Origin of the sequence: Candidatus Protofrankia californiensis, from assembly GCF_900634765.1 — a bacterium.
Classification (GTDB): Bacteria; Actinomycetota; Actinomycetes; order Frankiales; family Frankiaceae; genus Protofrankia; species Protofrankia californiensis.
This window is the reverse complement of the sequence record NZ_CAAAFT010000429.1, coordinates 4,830-6,848: the sequence shown is the minus strand read 5'-3', so window position 1 is coordinate 6,848 and position 2,019 is coordinate 4,830. Positions and strand designations below refer to the sequence as shown.

Here is a 2,019-nt window from a genome sequence, read left to right as displayed (position 1 = left end):
GGTCTGTTCGACGACGAGATCGTCCCGGTCGAGGTGCCGCAGCGCCGCGGCGACCCGGTGCTGATCAGCCAGGACGAGGGTGTCCGCGGTGAGACCACCGCGGATTCGCTGGGGAAGCTGCGTCCCGCCTTCACCGATGACGGCACGATCACGGCTGGTTCGGCGTCGCAGATCTCCGACGGCGCCGCGGCCGTCGTGGTCACCAGCCGGGCCAAGGCGGCCGAGCTCGGGCTGCCGGTGCTCGCCGAGGTCGGCCACCACGGCTTCGTCGCCGGTCCGAACCCGTCCCTGCAGTCCCAGCCGTCGAACGCGATCTCGGCGGCGCTGCGCAAGGAGGGTCTGACACCCGCGGATGTCGACCTTTTCGAAATCAACGAGGCCTTTGCGGCGGTGGGCATCCAGTCCATGCGCGATCTCGGTATCGGTCCAGAGGTCACCAACGTCAACGGGGGTGCGATAGCGCTCGGGCATCCGGTCGGTATGTCCGGCGCCCGGATCGCCCTCACGCTCGCCTTTGAGCTGCGTCGCCGGGGAGGCGGCATCGGTGCCGCCGGCCTGTGCGGCGGCGGCGGCCAGGGAGACGCTCTTGTGCTGCGCGTCCCGGCGTGAGCTCGACCCCGGTGGTCTTCCCGGTGCCCGCCCCGCTGCGGGCACGCTCCTCCTCGCCGGCCGACCTGGTGGACGCCGCCGTCGCCGGTGACCCGCGGGCCGTCGCCCGCCTGATCTCGCTGGTGGAGGACGCCTCCCCGCAGTTGCGGGAGATCATGACCCTGCTGGCGCCACGCGCCGGCAGGGCGCAGGTGATCGGCCTGACCGGTTCTCCCGGCGTGGGCAAGTCGACCTCGACGTCCGCTCTCGTCGGCGCGTTTCGCGCCCGCGACCTGCGGGTCGGCGTCCTGGCCATCGACCCGTCGTCCCCGTTCAGTGGCGGCGCGCTGCTCGGGGACCGGGTGCGGATGCAGCAACACGCCACCGACCCCGGCGTCTACATCCGGTCATTGGCCTCACGCGGGCATCTCGGCGGGCTGTCGTGGGCGACCCCGCAGGCGCTGCGCGTGCTCGACGCGGCCGGCTTCGACGCGGTGCTCGTCGAGACGGTGGGCGTGGGCCAGGCCGAGGTCGACATAGCCTCGCTGGCCGACACCACGCTGGTGCTGCTGGCACCGGGTATGGGCGACGGTATCCAGGCGGCCAAGGCCGGCATCCTGGAGATCGCCGACGTGTTCGTGGTCAACAAGGCCGACCGGGACGGCGCGGAGCACACCTACCGGGAGCTCAAGCACATGATCGCGCTCACCGGAACCGCCGACGGGCGGTGGCAGCCGCCGGTGCTCAAGACCGTCGCGTCCCGGGCGGAGGGCATCGACGAGATCGTGGACGCGATCGCCGATCATCGCACGTGGATGGCCGGGCGGGGCGTTCTGGACGCCCGCCGGCGCCGCCGCGCCGCCGACGAGATCGAGCAGATCGCCCTCACCGAGCTTCGGGCACGCATGGGTGACCTGCGGGACGCGACCCTGCTGGACAGTCTCGCCGGCGAGGTTGTCGCGGGCACGGTCGACCCCTACACAGCCGCTGACCGCGTGATCGCCGGTATGACCGGCGAAGGCGCGATCATCGGGTGATCCGTCCGGTTCCCGCTCGGTCCCCTGGGTGCCCGGACGCCTGGTGAGCGGGGTCCGCCGGTGGGGGTCCGCCGACGCGTGGCCTGTCAGCACGTGACCTGTCAGCACGGGCCACCGGTTGAGCGGCCTACTACTGGTGAGCGGCCTGATGGCGGGCGGTCTGGTGCGTTGCCAGGTGGCCCGCCGCCGCGACCACCGCGTTCACGTCGAGAGGCGCTCCGACGACACCCACCGCGCCCGCCTGCCGCAGCTTCATCAGATCCCGCGGGTCGTCGTCCGTGGTGAGGACGACAGCGGGCACCTGCCCGGCCGCGGTGTCCGCCGTGAGCGCCCGTAGCAGCTCCTCGGCCGTCGCGTCGGGCAGGATCCGGTCCAGCAGCACCAGCGCCGGCCG

Annotated in this window: 2 protein-coding genes and 1 pseudogene; 2 read left to right on the top strand and 1 reads right to left on the bottom strand. The window is 72.6% G+C overall.

Annotation, left to right across the window (positions count from 1 at the left end):
- Together DD1DGNOD_RS22190 and meaB are read left to right on the top strand one after the other, a co-directional pair.
- Positions 1–609, top strand: a pseudogene (locus DD1DGNOD_RS22190) (acetyl-CoA C-acyltransferase); the annotation flags it as partial.
- A 35-nt stretch (positions 610–644) separates the two neighbouring features.
- Complete coding sequence (gene meaB, locus DD1DGNOD_RS22185; protein WP_131768455.1) at positions 645–1,625, top strand: methylmalonyl Co-A mutase-associated GTPase MeaB; 981 nt, start codon at positions 645–647, stop codon at positions 1,623–1,625.
- Between the two features lie 130 nt (positions 1,626–1,755).
- On the opposite strand, the gene DD1DGNOD_RS30080 is transcribed toward meaB, so the two are convergent.
- Positions 1,756–2,019, bottom strand: a 264-nt coding sequence (locus DD1DGNOD_RS30080; protein WP_430827854.1) for a response regulator, incomplete at its 5' end; no start/stop codon positions are given.